Origin of the sequence: Streptomyces sp. NPDC045470 (assembly GCF_040646595.1) — a bacterium.
Lineage (GTDB): Bacteria > Actinomycetota > Actinomycetes > Streptomycetales > Streptomycetaceae > Streptomyces.
On record NZ_JBEZAN010000015.1, the window covers coordinates 93,815 to 111,484 of the forward strand.

Here is a 17,670-nt window from a genome sequence, read left to right on the forward strand (position 1 = left end):
TTCGGTCGTGCTGGATGCGGACAGCCGACCCGCCGGTCGCCTAGATTGGCGTTGTGTAGGGTGCCTGCTCCGACGGCTGCCACCCGCACCCGCAAGACACCCGTCGGACCGGCCGGGGCGCTGCCCCGCCGGACAGAAACTGTGGACGATGCCGGGGGGCGACGCGCTCTCGTCGGCATCATGTGGAGGAGGCGCTGTGAGCAGCGACCCATGGGGCCGCGTCGACGAGACGGGGACCGTGTACGTGCGTACCGCCGACGGCGAGCAGGTCGTCGGATCGTGGCAGGCGGGAACTCCCGAAGAGGCCCTCGCCTACTTCGAGCGCAAGTATGAGGGCCTGGTCGTCGAGATCGGCCTCCTCGAACGGCGGGTCAGGACCACCGACCTGTCGGCCAAGGACGCGACGGCCGCGATCGACCATCTGCGGCAGCAGGTGGACGAGCACCACGCGGTGGGTGACCTGGACGCGCTGCGCAAGCGGCTGGACCAGCTCGTCACCGATGTCGAGGCGCGCCGCGAGGAGCGCAAGGCGCAGAAGGCGCGGCAGAGCGACGAGGCCCGGCAGGCCAAGGAGAAGCTGGTCGCCGAGGCCGAGGAGCTGGCGGCCAGCGAGCAGTGGCGGGCGGCCGGCGAGCGGCTGCGGGCCCTGGTGGACACCTGGAAGGGGCTGCCGCGGCTGGACCGCAAGGCGGACGACGAGCTGTGGCACCGCTTCTCGCACGCCCGCTCGGCGTTCTCCAAGCGGCGCAAGGCGCACTTCGCTTCGCTGGACGCCCAGCGCGAGGAGGCCCGTAAGACCAAGGAGCGGCTGGTCTCGGAGGCCGAGGCGCTGTCCGGTTCGACGGACTGGGGGGCCACCGCGGCCCGTTACCGCGAGCTGATGGCCGACTGGAAGGCCGCGGGCCGTGCCCAGCGCGAGCACGAGGACGACCTGTGGAACCGCTTCCGCGGCGCCCAGGACGTCTTCTTCCAGGCGCGCAGCGAGGTGTTCGCCGAGCGCGACGCCGAGCAGCGGGAGAACCTGACGCGCAAGGAGGAGCTGGTCGTCGAGGCCGAGAAGCTGCTCCCGGTCTCGGACCTGAAGGCGGCGCGGGCCGCGTTCCGTTCGATCAACGAGCGGTGGGAGGCCATCGGCCATGTGCCGCGGGACGCCCGCCCGAAGATCGAGGGCCGGATGCACGCGGTCGAGCGCGCCATCCAGGAGTCCGAGGAGGCCGAGTGGCGCCGGACGAACCCGGAGGCGCGGGCGCGCGCCGCGGGTCTGACCGGGCAGCTCCAGGACGCGGTCGACAAGCTGCAGAAGCAGATCGACGCGGCCCGCGCGGCCGGCAACGACGCCAAGGCCGACAAGCTCGGCCGTGAGCTGGAGGGCCGCCAGGCACTGCTGGACCAGGCCCTGAAGGGGCTTGAGGAGTTCGGCGGCAAGTAGGCGACAGGACGAGGGCCCCGGTACGGATGTCCGTACCGGGGCCCTCGTACGTGCTCGCTACGGCCGTCGGGCCGACGTCACCCGGTACACGTCGTACACGCCTTCCACGCTCCGTACGGCCTTCAGGACGTGCCCAAGATGTTTCGGGTCGCCCATCTCGAAGGTGAAGCGGGAGGTCGCCACCCGGTCGCGGGACGTCTGGACGGCCGCGGACAGGATGTTGACGTGCTGGTCGGACAGGATGCGGGTGACGTCCGACAGCAGCCGGGAGCGGTCCAGCGCCTCGACCTGGATGGCGACCAGGAAGACCGAGGACTGGGTGGGCGCCCATTCGACGTCCAGAATGCGTTCCGGCTGCTTGGACAGCGAGTCGACGTTGACGCAGTCGGCGCGGTGCACCGAGACGCCGTTGCCGCGGGTGACGAAGCCGATGATCGGGTCGCCCGGCACCGGCGTGCAGCAGCGGGCCAGCTTCACCCACACGTCGTCGACGCCCTTGACCACCACGCCCGGGTCGGCGCTGGAGCGCCGCTTGGAGCGCGGCCGGATCGGCGTGGACTCGGCGATGTCCTCGGTCGCCTCGTCCTGCCCGCCGAGCGCCTGGACCAGCTTCTGCACGACGCTCTGCGCCGTGACGTGGCCCTCGCCGATGGCGGCGTACAGGGACGAGATGTCCGGATAGCGCATCTCGTGCGCGAGGGTGACCAGCGAGTCCCCGGTGAGGATGCGCTGGATCGGCAGGTTCTGTTTGCGCATCGCGCGGGCGATGGCGTCCTTGCCCTGCTCGATGGCCTCGTCGCGGCGCTCCTTGGAGAACCAGGCGCGGATCTTGTTGCGGGCGCGCGGCGACTTCACGAAGCCGAGCCAGTCCCGGGAGGGCCCGGCGCCCGGCGCCTTGGAGGTGAAGACCTCCACGAGGTCGCCGTTGTCGAGGGTCGATTCGAGCGGGACGAGCCGTCCGTTGACCCGGGCGCCTATGGTCCGGTGGCCGACCTCGGTGTGGACCGCGTAGGCGAAGTCCACGGGAGTGGCACCGGCCGGCAGCGCTATCACGTCACCCTTCGGCGTGAAGACGAAGACCTCGTTGCGGGACAGGTCGAAGCGGAGCGACTCCAGGAACTCGCCCGGGTCCTCGGTCTCCTTCTGCCAGTCCAGCAGTTGGCGCAGCCACGCCATGTCGTTGACGGCATCGTCCTTGTTCTTCGGCACGTCCGTACGCACCTTGGACGCGCCGGCCACGGCCTCCTGCTTGTACTTCCAGTGCGCGGCGATGCCGTACTCCGCGCGCCGGTGCATGTCGAACGTACGGATCTGCAGCTCGACGGGCTTGCCGCTGGGGCCGATCACGGTCGTGTGCAGTGACTGGTACATGTTGAACTTGGGCATCGCGATGTAGTCCTTGAACCGCCCCGGGACCGGGTTCCACCGGGCGTGGACGGTGCCGAGCGCCGCGTAGCAGTCGCGGACGGTGTCGACGAGGACGCGGATGCCCACCAGGTCGTAGATCTCGGCGAAGTCACGGCCTCGCACGATCATCTTCTGGTAGACGCTGTAGTAGTGCTTGGGCCGTCCGGTGACGGTGGCCTTGATGCGGGCCGCGCGCAGGTCGGCCTGGACCTCGTCGGTCACTATGGCCAGGTACTCGTCCCGTTTCGGGGCGCGCTCGGCGACGAGCCGCACGATCTCGTCGTACATCTTGGGGTAGAGGATCGCGAAGGCGAGGTCCTCCAGCTCCCACTTGATGGTGTTCATGCCCAGGCGGTGCGCCAGCGGAGCGTAGATCTCCAGCGTCTCGCGGGCCTTCTTCTCCTGCTTCTCCCGCTTCAGATAGCGCATCGTGCGCATGTTGTGCAGCCGGTCGGCGAGCTTGATGACCAGGACGCGCGGGTCCTTGGCCATCGCCACGACCATCTTGCGCACGGTCTCGGCCTGCGCGGCCTCGCCGAACTTGACCTTGTCCAGCTTGGTGACGCCGTCGACGAGCAGGGCGACCTGGTCACCGAAGTCGCGGCGCAGGGTGTCCAGGCCGTACTCGGTGTCCTCGACGGTGTCGTGCAGCAGGCCCGCCATCAGGGTGGCCGGGTCCATGCCCAGCTCGGCGAGGATCGTGGTCACCGCGAGGGGGTGGGTGATGTACGGGTCGCCGCTCTTGCGCTTCTGGCCGCGGTGCCAGCGCTCGGCGACCTGGTAGGCACGCTCCACCTGCCGCAGGGTGGCGGTCTCGATCTTCGGGTCGTTGCTGCGCACGATCCGCAGCAGCGGTTCGAGGACCGGGTTGTACGGGCTCTGCCGCTGCACGCCCAGGCGCGCCAGGCGGGCCCGTACCCGGTTGGAGGAGCCGGTACGGCCGGTGTAGACGGGCGGCGTGGGCTTGGCGGCCGGCACGGGCGACGCGGCGGGCCGGACGGCGGGCGGCTGCGACCTGGGCACGCCGGAACCCTCGCTGTTCTTCTGCGCACCCGAGTCCTGCGCACCCGAGGCGGCCGCGTCCGCGGGGCCGGGCTGGTCCGGATGGGCGGACTGCGGCGCCCCCGGGCGGAGTCCGGGAGAAAGCGGCTGGGCCTCGTCTGGCAAGAGCACTCCTCAAAGGGGGTCCGGACCACAAGACCACGAACGGGTCGGGCTGCCATGGTATCCACCTCGGCGCTCCGGCTCTTCCGCGGCCGCCGGGTCCGTACATGACAGCAAAAGGGCATCCGGGTTTGTTCCGGATGCCCTTTTGCTCGCTTTTTGCGGAATTCCGTGCGTACGGAGGCGGTGCGGCCCCCGGCCTACGGACGGCCCGCAGGCTCGTCAGACCGTGATCAGCGACTCCAGCGGAGCGCCCTTCAGGCCCGGCTCCAGCCGCTGCCGCCCGGCCAGGAAGCCCAGCTCCATCAGGACCGCGACGCCCGCGACCTCGGCCCCGGCCCGCCGGACCAGCTCCAGCGACGCCTCGGCCGTACCGCCGGTGGCCAGCACGTCGTCGATCACCAGCACCCGGTCGCCGGGTGCTACGGCGTCCGCGTGTATCTCGATCTCGGCCGCGCCGTACTCCAGGTCGTACGCCTGGCGGAGCGTCGCACCGGGCAGCTTGCCCGCCTTGCGTACGGGGACGAAGCCGATGCCGGCCCGTACGGCCACCGGAGCGGCCAGGATGAACCCGCGCGCCTCCAGACCCACGACCTTGTCGACCCTGTACCGCTCGCACAGCGACACGAACGCGTCGGTCAGCGCGCCGAAGGCGGCCGGGTCCGCCAGCAGCGGCGTGATGTCCTTGAACACCACGCCCGGCTTCGGGTGGTCCGGCACGTCCGCGATCCGGCTGAGCAGCAGCTCCCGCAGGCCGTCGGGGGCGCTCATCGGCGCTTGCCCGACGGACGGCCGCGGCCGCGGCCGCGGGACGCGGGCTGGTTGCGCTGGCCGACCATGCTGCCGGCCGCGTCCTCGTCGCCCTCCGCGTCCTGGGGCGCGTCCTCGTCCCCGGCGTCCCGCGCGGTCTCCTGCTGCTCCGGCGCGTCGGCCTTGGCGGCGGCCGCGGCGCGCTTCGCACGCACCCGCTTGGCCAGCGCCTTCATCGCCGGGTCGCGCTCCTTGAAGTCGGCGACCAACGGGGTCGCGATGAAGATCGAGGAGTACGCACCGGCCGCGAGGCCGACGAACAGGGCGAGCGAGATGTCGTTGAGCATCCCGGCGCCGAGCACACCGCCACCGACGAAGAGCAGTCCGGCGACCGGCAGCAGCGCCACGACCGTGGTGTTGATGGAGCGCACCAGGGTCGAGTTGATGCTGCGGTTGGCCAGCTCGCTGTAGGTGAAGCGGGTCTGCTTCCCGATGTCCTTCGACGCTTCCTTGAGGCTGTCGAAGACCACGACGGTGTCGTAGAGGGAGTAACCGAGGATCGTCAGCAGACCGATGACGGTGCCCGGGGTGACCTCGAAGCCGACCAGCGCGTACACGCCGACCGTGATCGTGAGGTCGTGGATCAGGGCGATCAGGGCCGCCAGCGCCATTCTCCACTCGAAGGCGATGGCGAGGTAGATCACCACGAGGATCATGAAGATCCCCAGGCCCAGCCAGGCCTTGTTGGCGATCTCCTCACCCCAGCTGGGGCCGACGAGCTGGGTGTTGATGTCCTTGACCGGGACGTCCAGGTCCTTGGCCAGGGCCTCCTGCACCGGCACCGACTGCTGGGTGTCCAGCTCGCTGATCTGGATGCGCAGACCGCCGTTGCCGAGCTTCTGGACGGTGGCCTGGTGGCCCTCCGCCGCGGCCTCGGCCTTGTGCTCCGCCTCCGTCGCGGAGACGGACGTCTTCGGAGTGGTGAAGACCGCGCCGCCGGAGAACTCGATGCCCATGTTCAGGCCGCGCACCGCCAGGCCGACGATGGCCGTGATGGTGATCAGGATCGAGATGCCGTACCAGATCTTCCGCTTGCCGATGAAGTCGTAACCGACCTCACCGCGGTAGAGCCGGGCGCCGATGTTGCCGAGCTTCGACATCTCACGCCTCCTTCGTCTCGGTGGGGGCGATGGTACGACGGCGGCGCAGCGGCGGCTTGGCGCCCAGACGCTTGGGGTCCAGACCGGACCACGGGTGGCCGTTGGCGAAGAACTTCCGCCGGGCCAGCAGCGTCATCAGCGGCTTGGTGAAGAAGAAGACCACCACGACGTCGAGGAGGGTGGTCAGGCCCAGCGTGAACGCGAAGCCCTTCACCTTGCCGACGGTGACGATGAACAGCACGAACGCCGCCAGGAACGACACGAAGTCGGAGACCAGGATCGTGCGCCGGGCCCGCGGCCAGCCGCGTTCGACGGCCGGGCGCAGGGTGCGGCCCTCGCGGATCTCGTCCCGGATGCGTTCGAAGTAGACGATGAAGGAGTCGGCCGTGATGCCGATGGCGACGATGGCGCCGCAGACAGCCGGCAGGTTCAGCGCGAAGCCGATGGCCGGGCCCAGCAACGTCATGATCGCGTAGGTGAGGACCGCGGAGACCGCGAGGCTCGCCAGCGCGACCAGCGCCAGACCGCGGTAGTAGGCGACCAGGTAGACGACGACCAGCACGAGGCCGATGGCGCCCGCGATCAGGCCCGCCTGGAGCTGCTCGCCGCCGAGCGCCGCGGTGACCGTGGTCTCGTCGGCGATCTTGAAGGAGAGCGGCAGGGCGCCGTAGGACAGCATGTTCGCCAGGTCCTCGGCGGTCTGCTGGGTGAAGCCGCCGGAGATGGTGGCGCTGCCGCCGTTGAGCCGCTGGCTGACCCGCGGGTCGGAGACGACCGCGCCGTCCAGCACGATGGCGAACTGGTTCTGCGGCTGGGTCTTGGCGGCCAGCTTGCCGGTGATGTCGGCGAACTTCTTGCCGCCGGCGCCGGTGAAGTCCATCTGGACGATCCAGCCCTGGCCCTGCTGGCTGTCGAAGACCGCGGAGGCGTCCTTGACGTCGGTGCCCTCGACACCGACCGGGCCCAGCACGTACTTCTGCGAGCCGTCGTCCTTGCAGGCCACGACCGGGTCGGACGGCTTGACGCCGGCCGCCTTCTCACCGGCCGCCGCGCGCGACTGCTTGGTGGTGCAGTCCAGGTCGGCGAGCTGCTTCTGCAGCGCGGCCGGGATCTCGTCGGCGCCGGTGGACGGCTGCGGGGTGTCGCTCGGCGCGGGCGTGCTGCTGCCGGACGCCTTCGGCGGGTCGGACGGGCCCTTCTTCAGCGCGCTGGTGACGGCGCGGCCCTGGGTCGTCGAGGTGGGCGTCGGCTTCGCGGAGGACTTGTCGCCCTGCTTGCCGTCGTCCTTCCCGTCCTTCTTGCCGTCGTCGCCCTTGCCGCTCGCGGACGGGGTGGGGCTCGGGCTGGTCGACGGTGTCTTCGCACCGGCGGTGGTGGTCAGCACCGGCCGGAAACCGAGCTGAGCGGTGGTACCGACCTGCTGGCGGGCCTGTTTCGCGTCCGTCCCCTTGGGGATGTTGACGACGATGTGGTTGGTGCCCTGGGTCTGGACCTCGGCCTCGGACACGCCGAGCCCGTTGACACGCCGCTCCATGATGCCCGCGGCGGTGTTCATGTTGGTCTCGTTGATCGCGTTGGGCTTGCCGGGCTGGTTACGGGCCTCCAGCGTGAAGCTCGTACCGCCGGCGAGGTCGATGCCCAGCCGGGGCGTCGAGCTGCCGGAGAGGAACATCCCGCCGACCAGCGCCACCATGGCGATCAAGATCAGGACCAGGGTGCGCCCCGGCCTTCCCTGGCCCCCAGGAGACCTGCGGCCCTTTTTCGGTGCTGCCACCTTCTCGTATCTCCCTGTCCAACCGCCCGGCTCGGTGCCTGCCGAGCGGCCACGAAGTGTAGTGGGGACGTGCCCCCGCCGGAGCCTAAACCGTCCCGGAACCGCGGTGCACCGCTCGAAGGGTGCTCCGCGGTTCCGTCGGGGCGGGGCTACTTCGCGTCGGCGCCGCCGTCCTTCTTCTCGGCCTGGTCGGCCTTGTCGGCCTGCGCACCGCTCTTGGCGCCCTCGGCGGCCTCGGCACCGGCCGCGTCCTCGGCCTTCCCGGCGTCCTTCGCGGCGGCGGGCTCGCTCTTGGCCAGGTCGGCCTTCGGCGACTTGTCCAGGTTCGCGGGCTTGTCGCCGGCGTCGGCCTGGTCGTCCGCGGCGGTCACGGCCGGGGTGCCCTCGGTCAGCGAGGAGGCGTCGTCCGGCACGACCGCGCCGTCCTTGCCGCCCTCGGCGCCGTCGAGGATGCGGTTGTACTCCTCGTCCGGGAGGACAGCGCCGACCGCGTTCTTGGCGTAGAGGGCGTGCACGCCGGGGGCCACCTCCAGGAGGACGGTGTCGTCGTGGATCTCCTTGACGGTGGCGTACATGCCCCCAATCGTCCGGACGCCGGTGCCGGGCTGCATCTCGTCGCGCATCTGCGCGGCCGCCTGCTGCTTCTTCTTGGCGGACCGGGTCATCAGGAACATGGCCCCGATGAGGACGATGAAGGGGAGGAGAGTCACGATACTCACGGGACGAAAATCCTTCGCACGACCGCAAGTCCGCGGTCTGATATACGGGGGTGGGAATGCCGGACCATACGGTCGGCATCGGCGGAGTCTAAGCGAGTCCGCACCGGTGGAACAACGCCCAGCATGGCACCGCAGTTCCTGACCGGGCGAGTCCCCGCGCCGTCACGCGCCGAAGAGCCCCTGCTGTCCGGCTCCGCCCGCCTGCTGCTGGGGCGGCGTCAGACCCATGTGGGTCCATGCGGCGGGGGTGGCGATCCGGCCACGGGGGGTACGGGCGAGCAGGCCCTCACGTACGAGGAACGGCTCGGCGACCTCCTCGACGGTCTCACGCTCCTCCCCCACGGCCACCGCCAGGGTGGACAGGCCCACCGGTCCGCCGCCGAACAGCTTGAGCAGCGCGGTGAGCACCGCGCGGTCCAGGCGGTCCAGGCCGCGGGCATCGACCTCGTAGACGCCCAGGGCCTGCGCCGCGATCTCTCGGGTGATCACACCGTCCGCCTTGACCTGCGCGTAGTCGCGGACGCGGCGCAGCAGGCGGTTGGCGATGCGCGGGGTGCCGCGGGAGCGCCCGGCGATCTCCGCGGCGCCCTCGGCCTCTATGTGCACGTCGAGCAGTCCGGCGGAGCGGTGGATGACGCGTTCCAGTTCGCCGGGGGCGTAGAACTCCATGTGGCCGGTGAAGCCGAAGCGGTCCCGCAGCGGCGGGGGCAGCAGACCGGCCCGGGTGGTGGCGCCGACCAGGGTGAAGGGCGGCAGCTCCAGGGGGATGGCGGTGGCGCCGGGGCCCTTGCCGACGATGACGTCGACGCGGAAGTCCTCCATGGCCATGTAGAGCATCTCCTCGGCGGGCCGGGACATCCGGTGGATCTCGTCGAGGAAGAGCACCTCGCCCTCCTGGAGGGAGGACAGGATCGCGGCCAGGTCGCCGGCGTGCTGGATGGCGGGGCCCGAGGTGATCCGGATCGGGGCGCCCATCTCGGCGGCGATGATCATGGAGAGGGTGGTCTTGCCCAGGCCGGGGGCGCCGGAGAGCAGGACGTGGTCGGCGGTGGCGCCCCGGGCGCGGGCCGCGCGCAGGACCAGGTCGAGCTGCTCGCGCACCCGCTCCTGGCCCACGAACTCCTCGAGGTCCTTGGGGCGCAGCGCGGCCTCGACCGCGGTGTCCTCGCCGTCCGCGTCGGACCCCACCAGCCGGTCGGGCCACTCGGCCGTGCCGTCCGGAGGCGGTCCGGCCGCGGTCTCGGTGGGCTCGTCCCAGTTCACTGCGTCCTGCCTCACGTGGTCGTACCGGCCGGGTCGGCCGGCTTCGCGTCGCGGTTCTTACGGGGGTGGCCGGGCGTACGGCCGGGGACCGCCGGGACCCGCCCGGCCCGGTGTCCTGCGTCCGCCGCGCGGTGCACCGGGCTCACCGCGCCCGGTTCAGCGACTGGAGGGCGGCCTTGAGCAACTGCGACACCTGCGGCGTGCCGCCCTCGGCGATCGCGGCCTCGGCCTGCGGCGCGACCGCGGACACCGCCTCGTCGGCCTCCCGGGTCGCGTACCCGAGGCCGATCAGCGCGGCGTGCAACTGGTCGCCCCACCCGGCCGTCACGACGCTGCCGACGCCCGCGCCGCCCGTGCCGACGGGCGCGCCGAGCCGGTCCTTCAGCTCCAGAAGGAGCTTCTGGGCCCCCTTCTTGCCGATGCCGGGCACGGCCGTCAGCGTCTTCTCGTCGCCGTTGGCGACGGCGAGCCGCAGCGTGTCCGGGGAGTGCACCGCGAGCATGGCCTGCGCCAGCCGCGGGCCGACTCCGCTGGCGGTCTGCAGCAGTTCGAACGTCTGGCGTTCGTCGTCGTCCGCGAAGCCGTACAGGGTGAGCGAGTCCTCCCGTACGACGAGGGAGGTGGCCAGTTTGGCCTGCTGGCCGATGCGCAGCCCGGACAGGGTGCCCGGCGTGCACTGCACGGCCATGCCGATGCCGCCCACCTCCACGACGGCGGTGTCCGGGGCCAGGGCCGCGACCGGGCCGGAGACGAAGGCGATCATCGGGTGCCCTTCTGGGGTGCCTCGGAGCGCGGTCCGAGAGCGCGTACGGGGGTGCGCCGGGTGACGGCGGGCGCCGGGCGGGCACGGGCGGCCGCCTGTGCCTGCCGGAGCCGGTTGGCGGCGTGTGCCTGCTGGAGGCGGTTGACGGCGGGAGCGCGCCAGATGTGGCAGATGGCCAGCGCCAGCGCGTCCGCCGCGTCCGCCGGCTTGGGCGGGGCGTCCAGCCGCAGCAGCCGGGTGACCATCGCGCCGACCTGTGCCTTGTCGGCGCGGCCCGACCCGGTCACGGCGGCCTTGACCTCGCTGGGGGTGTGCAGCGCGACGGGCAGTCCGCGGCGCGCGGCGCACAGCATGGCGACCGCGCTGGCCTGGGCGGTGCCCATGACCGTACGGACGTTGTGCTGGCTGAAGACCCGCTCGACGGCGACGCAGTCGGGCCGCTGCTCGTCGAGCCACTCCTCGATGCCGCGCTCGATGAGCACCAGGCGGTGCGCGATGTCCGCGTCGGCCGGCGTCCGTACGACACCGACGCCGGCCATCGTCAGCGGGCGGCCCGCGACGCCGTCGACCACACCGACACCGCAGCGTGTCAGCCCCGGGTCCACGCCCAGCACCTTCATCGCCGCTCCCCCACTTCTCCCCTGGGTCCAACCGTTCTCCGCGGGCCTCGACCCGCTGATCAGCACAGTATCCGCTGCCACTGACAACGCAGGACGGGCCGGCGGGGTGTGTTCCCCGCCGGCCCGTCACCGCCGCAGCTGACCGCCCGTCAGGCGTCGACCTTCGCCATGACCTCGTCGGACACGTCGAAGTTGGCGAAGACGTTCTGCACGTCGTCGCTGTCCTCCAGCGCGTCGACCAGCTTGAAGATCTTGCGGGCGCCTTCTTCGTCCAGCTCGACCTGCATGGTCGGCACGAAGTTGGTGTCGGCCGAGTCGTAGTCGATGCCCTCCTTCTGGAGAGCGGTGCGGACCGCGACCAGGTCGGTGGCCTCGCTGAGCACCTCGAAGGACTCACCGAGGTCGTTGACCTCCTCGGCGCCCGCGTCCAGGACCGCGCCGAGCACGTCGTCCTCGGACAGCTCGCCCTTGGGGACGATCACCACGCCCTTGCGGTTGAACAGGTACGAGACCGAGCCGGGGTCGGCCATCGAGCCGCCGTTGCGGGTCATCGCGACCCGCACGTCCGAGGCGGCGCGGTTGCGGTTGTCGGTGAGGCACTCGATGAGCACCGCGACACCGTTCGGGCCGTAACCCTCGTACATGATCGTCTCGTAGTCGGCGCCGCCGGCCTCCAGGCCCGCGCCGCGCTTGACCGCGGAGTCGATGTTCTTGTTCGGCACCGAGCTCTTCTTCGCCTTCTGGATGGCGTCGAAGAGGGTCGGGTTGCCCTCGACGTCGGCGCCGCCGGTGCGCGCCGCGACCTCGATGTTCTTGATCAGCTTCGCGAAGAGCTTGCCGCGCTTGGCGTCGATCACGGCCTTCTTGTGCTTCGTCGTAGCCCATTTAGAGTGGCCGGACATCCGCCTGTCTCCTTCGCGTAACCAGGTTGAGAAACGAACGCCACAGATCCTACCGGGACGGGATCGGGCCGCCGCACACACGGCGGCCGACCCACGGGACCGCTACGCGCCGCGCACCATGTCGACGAAGTACGCGTGCACCCGGTGGTCACCGGTGAGCTCCGGATGGAAGGACGTGGCAAGGACGTTACCCTGCCGGACCGCCACCGTGTGCCCGTCGTACGACGCCAGCACCTCGACGGCGGCCCCCGTCGACTCGACCCAGGGCGCCCGGATGAACACACCCTGCACCGCTCCGCCCCCGATTCCGGCCACCTCGACCGCCGCCTCGAACGACTCGTTCTGCCGCCCGAAGGCGTTACGGCGCACGATCATGTCGATGCCGCCCAGCGTCTCCTGGTCGGCGCGGCCGTCCAGCAGCTTGTCGGCCAGCATGATCATGCCCGCGCAGGTGCCGTAGACCGGCTTGCCGGAACCGACGAACTCTCTCAGCGGCTCCAGCATCCCGAAGACGACCGCCAGCTTGGACATGGTCGTGGACTCGCCGCCCGGTATGACCAGACCGTCCAGATCAGCCAGCTCCTCGGGCCGGCGCACCGGCCTGGCCGGCGCGTCCGCCGTGGCCAGCGCCGTCAAATGCTCGCGCACGTCGCCCTGGAGGGCCAGCACGCCGATGGTGGGGTTGCTCATCCGTCCGCCGTTCTCCCGCTCGCCGTTCCCGCGTCCCGCCGCCCGCTCACCAGCCGCGGTTGGCGTAGCGCTCCGCCTCGGGCAGCGTGTCGCAGTTGATGCCGACCATGGCCTCGCCCAGGTTGCGCGAGACGTCCGCGACGACCTTCGGGTCGTCGTAGAACGTGGTCGCCTTGACGATGGCGGCGGCGCGCTTGGCCGGGTCACCGGACTTGAAGATGCCGGACCCCACGAAGACGCCCTCGGCACCGAGCTGGCGCATCAGCGCGGCGTCGGCCGGCGTGGCCACACCACCGGCGGAGAACAGCACGACCGGCAGCTTGCCCAGCTCGGCGACCTCCTTGACCAGCTCGTACGGGGCACGCAGCTCCTTGGCGGCGGCGAACAGCTCGTTGTTGTCACAGCCGCGCAGCTTGGCGATCTCGCCCTTGATCTGACGCAGGTGACGCACCGCCTCGACGACGTTGCCGGTGCCCGCCTCGCCCTTCGAGCGGATCATGGCCGCGCCCTCGGCGATACGGCGCAGGGCCTCGCCCAGGTTGGTGGCGCCGCACACGAACGGGGTGGTGAACGCCCACTTGTCGGAGTGGTTGACCTCGTCGGCCGGGGTGAGGACCTCGGACTCGTCGATGTAGTCGACACCGAGGGACTGCAGCACCTGCGCCTCGACGAAGTGACCGATCCGCGACTTGGCCATGACCGGGATGGAGACCGCCTCGATGATCCCGTCGATCATGTCCGGGTCGGACATCCGGGCCACCCCGCCGTCCTTGCGGATGTCCGCGGGCACCCGCTCCAGAGCCATGACCGCGACGGCGCCGGCGTCCTCGGCGATCTTCGCTTCCTCCGGCGTGACGACGTCCATGATCACGCCGCCCTTGAGCTGCTCGGCCATGCCGCGCTTGACGCGGGCGGTACCGGTCTCGGGGGACCCGGCGGGAGCGGTGGCAGACGTGGCGTTCGGCGTGCTGGACACGGTATGGACCTCACTAAGTGCGGGCGGATGGACTGCGCCGCCCACACAACCGTTTGCGCCCGGCCACTGAAAAGGGCCAATCGGAAGGCAGTGGCTCGTCAGCGGCCGACGGCGCGGTCACCGAGCACCACCGGGGGCTCGTCGTCCATCTCGAAGGCCATCGGAAACGGCGCGTGCCCCGCCAGCCGGAACCAGCGCACCACCCGGTGGCGCCGTACGGCACGCGCGGCCCGCACGGCGTCGTTGTGGAACCGCCGCGCCATCGGCACCCGGCGCACCGCCGCCGTCAGCTCGGCGACCGTCTGCTCACCGCCGGGCGCCTCCCGTACGGCTTCGAGCTGCCCCTCGTCGTCGAAGACCGCGCGCAACGCCTGGCTCAGTCCGCTCTCGGCGACCTCCCGCTGTTCCTCGGCCGCCTGCCGCGCCTCGTGCGCCACCTCGTAGAGCACGATCGACGCGGCCGGATCGAGAATCCCGGACGTCCCCAGCTCCTGAGCCACCGAGGCCCGCCGCAGCAACTGCGCGTCCAGCGCCGCACGGGCCGCGTCGATACGGGCATGCAGACGGTCCAGCCGCCCCGCGGTCCAGCTCAGGTAGACGCCGATGACGACGAGAACAGCCGCGATCCAGATCAAAGTGGTCACGCCGGGTCACAGTACCGGCCACCACGATCCCTTCGCCTTCCGCCTGGTGGGGGTACGCGTCGTGCGCGGAGGGGGCGGGGGTGGGGGCGCGGGGCCACTCCAGCGGGGTCCCTCTCCCCCAGCCTTCGGCCGGGGCGCCCCCACGGCATCCTTCAGCCCTGGCCGTCGGGCGGCTGTCCCGGGCGGCCGGGCTGGGGTCTTTACGAGCGCAAGCGCGCGGGTTTGGCGCTCGCGTGGGGCGCTATGGGTCCGGTGGGTGGGGGCTCGGGGCCATCCGGGGTCACTCTCCCCCAGCCTCCGGCCGGGGGCGCCCCCGCCCCCACAACGAACGCAACGCGAGCCCACGCCAGCACAACCTCTCGCGCGCAGCGCAAAGCACACCCGACACTGCGGCGGCCAAAGGCCGCCTCAGTCCCGCGCCAACCCCCACCGAGCCCGCAACCCCGTCCGCTCATCCGTCGCCACCATCGCCGCCCCCGCCGCGACCGTCTCGTACACGGCGAGAATGTCCGCCCCGACCGTCGACCAGTCGAACCGCCGCACGTGCCGGCTGCCACGTTCCCGCAGCTCCGCGAGGCGCGCGGGGTCACCGAGAAGCCGTACTGCCGCAGCGGCGAGCGCCTCCGCGTCCTCGTTGGCGAACAGTTCCCCCGCCTCCCCCTGATCCAGTACCTGGGCGAACGCGTCGAGATCACTGGCCAGCACCGGCGCCCCCGCCGACATCGCCTCGACGAGGATGATGCCGAACGACTCACCGCCGGTGTTGGGCGCGACGTACAGGTCCACGCTGCGCAGCAGCCTGGCCTTGTCCTCGTCGCTGACCATGCCGAGGAACTCCACCCGGGAGCGCAGGTCGGCGGGCAGTGCCGCGACGGCTTCCTCCTCGTCGCCGCGGCCCGCGACCAGGAGCCGGGCGTCGGGGACGGCGGCGAGGATGTCCGGCAGGGCCCGCATGAGGACGGGCAGGCCCTTGCGGGGTTCGTCGATGCGGCCGATGAAGCCGATCGTCCGGCCCTGCCACTCCTCCTTCGGCGTGGCCTCGGCGAAGAAGTCGACGTCGACGCCGTTGGGGATGACGACCGCGTCCCCGCCGAGGTGTTCGACCAGGGTGCGCCGGGCGTATTCGCTGACCGCGATCCGCGCGCTGATCTTCTCCAGCGCGGGTTGCAGGATCGGGTACGCCGCGATCATGACGCGGGAGCGCGGGTTGGAGGTGTGGAAGGTGGCCACGATCGGGCCCTGCGCCGCCCAGCAGGCGAGCAGCCCGACGGACGGCGTGCCGGGTTCGTGGATGTGGATGACGTCGAAGGCGCCGTCGTGCAGCCAGCGGCGGACGCGGGCCGCCGACAGGAAGCCGAAGTTGAGCCGGGCAACCGAACCGTTGTACGGCACGGGGACGGCACGTCCGGCGGAGACGACGTACGCCGGCAGTGGTGTCTCGTCGTCCGCCGGAGCGAGTACGGACACCTCGTGGCCCAGCCGGATCAGGTGCTCGGCGAGGTCCCGGATGTGGAACTGGACGCCGCCCGGGACGTCCCACGAGTACGGGCAGACGATGCCGATCCTCAAGACCGCTCCGTCCGCCGGACGTCGGCGCGCGCCTGGTCGGAACGCGCGCCGTCGGCATCCACCGCGTCCGCGCGCCCCGCCTCCCGTGGTTCCAGGTCACCGAGCCACAGACGTTGCAGCATGTGCCAGTCCTCCGGGTGGTCGGCGATGCCGGAGGCGAAGGCGTCGGCCATCTCCTGCGTCATCGTGGCGGCCTTCTCGGCGCGGGTGCCGGTCTGCGGCACCTCGATCTCCGGGTGCACCCGCCCGCGCATGACCGGGCTCCCGTCGTACCACAGGGTGACCGGCAGGAGCATCGCTCCGGTCTGCACCGCGAGCATCGCGGGCCCGGCCGGCATCTTGGCCGCCTCGCCGAAGAATTTCACCTCGATGCCGGAGGCGGACAGGTCCCGGTCGGCGACGAGGCAGACCAGGCCGCCGGCCCGCAGCCGCCGGGCGAGGATGCCGAACGCGGCGCCGCCGGTGTGCGGCAGCACCTCCATGCCCAGGCCCTCGCGGTAGGCGACGAACCGGTCGTAGAGCGTCTCGGGCTTGAGGCGTTCGGCGACGGTGGTGAAGGGCACACCCAGTTTGGTGGTGACCCAGGCGCCCGCGAGGTCGTAGTTGCCCATGTGCGGCAGGGCGAGGATCACGCCGCGGCCGCTCTTGAGGCCCTCTTCCAGGTGGTGGACGTCGGCCGGCGCGAAGCCGCCCTTTATCCGCTCCTTGCTCCAGGCGGGCAGCCGGAAGGATTCCATCCAGTAGCGCAGGTAGGAGCGCATTCCGGCCCGGGAGAGCTGAGCGAGGCGCTGCGGCGTGGCGTCCGGGACGACGCGCGCGAGGTTGGCCTCCAGGCGCAGGACGCCCTTGCCGCGCCGTTTCCAGACCGCGTCGGCGATCCGGCGGCCCAGTGCGGTGGCGGCCGGTTCGGGCAGTTTCTTGACCGCGCTCCAGCCCAGGGCGTACGCCCCGTCGGTCAGCTTCTCGCGGTCGATGGTCGGGCGCTTCACGCGCTGTTCCCCCCTTGTGCGACGGCGTCGGCCTCGGCGGACTCCCTGCGTACGGTCACCACGCGCTGGGCGAGGGTGACCGCGCTGCCGACGGCGACCACCCACAGGGCGACCGGCAGCAGGTACTGGATGCCGGGGACGCCGAAGGCGTGCAGTCCGGCGAGGCCGGCGGCGACCAGCGTGATGACGAGCCGCTCGGCCCGTTCCACCAGTCCGTTGACGTTGACCGGCAGCCCGATGCTCTCGCCCCTGGCCTTGGTGTACGAGACCACCTGGCCGCTGGCCAGGCAGAAGATCGCCACCGCGCAGAGCCAGAGGCTGTCGCCGGCCCCGGCGTACCAGAGCGCCAGCCCGCCGAAGATCGCCGAGTCGGCGACCCGGTCGAGCGTGGAGTCGAGGAAGGCACCCCAGCGGCTGGAGCGGCCCAGTTGCCGGGCCATGTTGCCGTCCACCAGGTCCGAGAACACGAAGAGCGTGATGACGATCGTGCCCCAGAAGAACTCGCCGAGCGGGAAGAAGACCAGGGCACCCGCCACCACACCCCCCGTGCCGACGAGGGTGACCGCGTCCGGGCTGACCCCGAGACGGATGAGCAGGGCGGCGAATGGCGTGAGGACACGCGTGAAGAATGCACGCGCGTACGTGTTCAGCATGGCCTTCCCGGAGGTCGATACGGGCCGCGCGGTCAATGGGGCCACCGGCTGGCCCATCGTAGCCAGGCGGCACCCGCGTACCGCGAACGCACCACGGCCCGGGGCACGACCTGTGACCGGCCAAGACGTGGACGCAGCAGGTGCCACACCGGCGCGGGCCCCGCGCCGGCGGGGCGTACCGCAAGATCCCTGATCGTC

The 17,670-nt window shown here is 71.3% G+C and carries 16 protein-coding genes; 1 reads left to right on the forward strand and 15 read right to left on the reverse strand.

Going from position 1 to position 17,670, the window contains the following annotated elements; all coding sequences use genetic code 11:
• Nucleotides 1-196: 196 nt before the first annotated feature.
• Nucleotides 197-1,429: a DUF349 domain-containing protein gene (locus AB0A97_RS31285; RefSeq protein ID WP_361156116.1), complete on the forward strand. Its 1,233-nt coding sequence runs from the start codon at nt 197-199 to the stop codon at nt 1,427-1,429.
• A 57-nt stretch (nt 1,430-1,486) separates the two neighbouring features.
• On the opposite strand, the gene AB0A97_RS31290 is transcribed toward AB0A97_RS31285, so the two are convergent.
• The 15 genes from AB0A97_RS31290 to pgsA form a co-directional block, all read right to left on the reverse strand.
• Nucleotides 1,487-4,003: a RelA/SpoT family protein gene (locus tag AB0A97_RS31290; protein ID WP_361156118.1), complete on the reverse strand. Its 2,517-nt coding sequence runs from the start codon at nt 4,001-4,003 to the stop codon at nt 1,487-1,489.
• A 219-nt stretch (nt 4,004-4,222) separates the two neighbouring features.
• On the reverse strand, nt 4,223-4,771 hold the full coding sequence (locus AB0A97_RS31295; protein WP_361156121.1) for an adenine phosphoribosyltransferase: 549 nt from the start codon (nt 4,769-4,771) through the stop codon (nt 4,223-4,225).
• On the reverse strand, nt 4,768-5,910 hold the full coding sequence (gene secF, locus AB0A97_RS31300) for a protein translocase subunit SecF (RefSeq protein ID WP_361156124.1): 1,143 nt from the start codon (nt 5,908-5,910) through the stop codon (nt 4,768-4,770). Before secF ends, AB0A97_RS31295 begins: the two co-directional genes overlap by 4 nt.
• Nucleotide 5,911: 1 nt before the next feature.
• Nucleotides 5,912-7,684, reverse strand: coding sequence for a protein translocase subunit SecD (secD, locus tag AB0A97_RS31305; protein ID WP_361156126.1), 1,773 nt, complete (start codon nt 7,682-7,684; stop codon nt 5,912-5,914).
• A gap of 149 nt (nt 7,685-7,833) precedes the next feature.
• Nucleotides 7,834-8,403, reverse strand: coding sequence for a preprotein translocase subunit YajC (gene yajC, locus AB0A97_RS31310; RefSeq protein WP_361156129.1), 570 nt, complete (start codon nt 8,401-8,403; stop codon nt 7,834-7,836).
• A 162-nt stretch (nt 8,404-8,565) separates the two neighbouring features.
• Nucleotides 8,566-9,594: a Holliday junction branch migration DNA helicase RuvB gene (gene ruvB, locus AB0A97_RS31315; RefSeq protein ID WP_361156375.1), complete on the reverse strand. Its 1,029-nt coding sequence runs from the start codon at nt 9,592-9,594 to the stop codon at nt 8,566-8,568.
• Nucleotides 9,595-9,808: 214 nt separating this feature from the next.
• Nucleotides 9,809-10,429, reverse strand: a complete 621-nt coding sequence (gene ruvA, locus AB0A97_RS31320) for a Holliday junction branch migration protein RuvA (protein WP_361156132.1) — start codon at nt 10,427-10,429, stop codon at nt 9,809-9,811.
• Nucleotides 10,426-11,049: a crossover junction endodeoxyribonuclease RuvC gene (ruvC, locus tag AB0A97_RS31325; RefSeq protein ID WP_361156134.1), complete on the reverse strand. Its 624-nt coding sequence runs from the start codon at nt 11,047-11,049 to the stop codon at nt 10,426-10,428. Before ruvC ends, ruvA begins: the two co-directional genes overlap by 4 nt.
• 149 nt (nt 11,050-11,198) lie before the next feature.
• Nucleotides 11,199-11,951, reverse strand: a complete 753-nt coding sequence (locus tag AB0A97_RS31330) for a YebC/PmpR family DNA-binding transcriptional regulator (RefSeq protein ID WP_360135757.1) — start codon at nt 11,949-11,951, stop codon at nt 11,199-11,201.
• 102 nt (nt 11,952-12,053) lie between these two features.
• A complete protein-coding gene (gene pdxT, locus AB0A97_RS31335) occupies nt 12,054-12,641 on the reverse strand; it encodes a pyridoxal 5'-phosphate synthase glutaminase subunit PdxT (RefSeq protein WP_361156138.1) in 588 nt (195 codons plus the stop codon).
• A 46-nt stretch (nt 12,642-12,687) separates the two neighbouring features.
• Complete coding sequence (gene pdxS / locus AB0A97_RS31340; RefSeq protein WP_361156140.1) at nt 12,688-13,617, reverse strand: pyridoxal 5'-phosphate synthase lyase subunit PdxS; 930 nt, start codon at nt 13,615-13,617, stop codon at nt 12,688-12,690.
• 98 nt (nt 13,618-13,715) lie between these two features.
• Nucleotides 13,716-14,261, reverse strand: a complete 546-nt coding sequence (locus AB0A97_RS31345; protein WP_030999449.1) for a membrane protein — start codon at nt 14,259-14,261, stop codon at nt 13,716-13,718.
• Between the two features lie 408 nt (nt 14,262-14,669).
• A complete protein-coding gene (locus tag AB0A97_RS31350) occupies nt 14,670-15,830 on the reverse strand; it encodes a glycosyltransferase family 4 protein (protein WP_361156144.1) in 1,161 nt (386 codons plus the stop codon).
• Entirely contained in the window at nt 15,827-16,819 is a 993-nt protein-coding gene (locus AB0A97_RS31355; protein ID WP_361156147.1) for a phosphatidylinositol mannoside acyltransferase, read from the reverse strand. The genes AB0A97_RS31350 and AB0A97_RS31355 overlap by 4 nt, the downstream gene beginning before the upstream one ends.
• Nucleotides 16,816-17,472, reverse strand: a complete 657-nt coding sequence (gene pgsA / locus AB0A97_RS31360; RefSeq protein ID WP_361156378.1) for a phosphatidylinositol phosphate synthase — start codon at nt 17,470-17,472, stop codon at nt 16,816-16,818. Before pgsA ends, AB0A97_RS31355 begins: the two co-directional genes overlap by 4 nt.
• Nucleotides 17,473-17,670: the final 198 nt, after the last annotated feature.

Coding starts and splice junctions, on each gene's coding strand:
- AB0A97_RS31330 (WP_360135757.1), bottom strand. CDS start 11,951: ATGTCCGGCCACTCTAAATGGGCTACGACGAAGCACAAGAAGGCCGTG.
- secF (WP_361156124.1), bottom strand. CDS start 5,910: ATGTCGAAGCTCGGCAACATCGGCGCCCGGCTCTACCGCGGTGAGGTC.
- pgsA (WP_361156378.1), bottom strand. CDS start 17,472: ATGCTGAACACGTACGCGCGTGCATTCTTCACGCGTGTCCTCACGCCA.
- AB0A97_RS31295 (WP_361156121.1), bottom strand. CDS start 4,771: ATGAGCGCCCCCGACGGCCTGCGGGAGCTGCTGCTCAGCCGGATCGCG.
- pdxT (WP_361156138.1), bottom strand. CDS start 12,641: ATGAGCAACCCCACCATCGGCGTGCTGGCCCTCCAGGGCGACGTGCGC.
- ruvA (WP_361156132.1), bottom strand. CDS start 10,429: ATGATCGCCTTCGTCTCCGGCCCGGTCGCGGCCCTGGCCCCGGACACC.
- ruvC (WP_361156134.1), bottom strand. CDS start 11,049: ATGAAGGTGCTGGGCGTGGACCCGGGGCTGACACGCTGCGGTGTCGGT.